This is a genomic window from Microvirga pakistanensis (assembly GCF_004458765.1).
Classification (GTDB): domain Bacteria; phylum Pseudomonadota; class Alphaproteobacteria; order Rhizobiales; family Beijerinckiaceae; genus Microvirga; species Microvirga pakistanensis.
Map to the genome: position 1 here is coordinate 1 of NZ_SPJX01000712.1, position 223 is coordinate 223.

1 pseudogene is annotated in these 223 nt (G+C 60.1%); it reads left to right on the forward strand.

The annotated features are described in order from the left end of the window. Positions 1-198, forward strand: a pseudogene (locus E4K09_RS29915) (hypothetical protein); the annotation flags it as partial. Positions 199-223 lie beyond the last annotated feature (25 nt).

Below are 223 nucleotides of genomic sequence, written 5' to 3' on the forward strand. Positions count from 1 at the left end.
ACCTTGCGCGATGCGGAGGGCAATGGGCTTGCAACAGCCATGCTTCCGCCGCGCGGACGCAACGACCCATCCTTCAAGATCATCGTTGTCGGACCTGAGAACAGGGATCCCTACCCGGACCACGGGGAAGCCATTCGCAAGCTCGGAGAGCACTTTGGGCTCTCCCTCGACCGAAGCCGGTGCTATCCCTATCGATGACTGCCCCTCCTGAAAACAACCTATG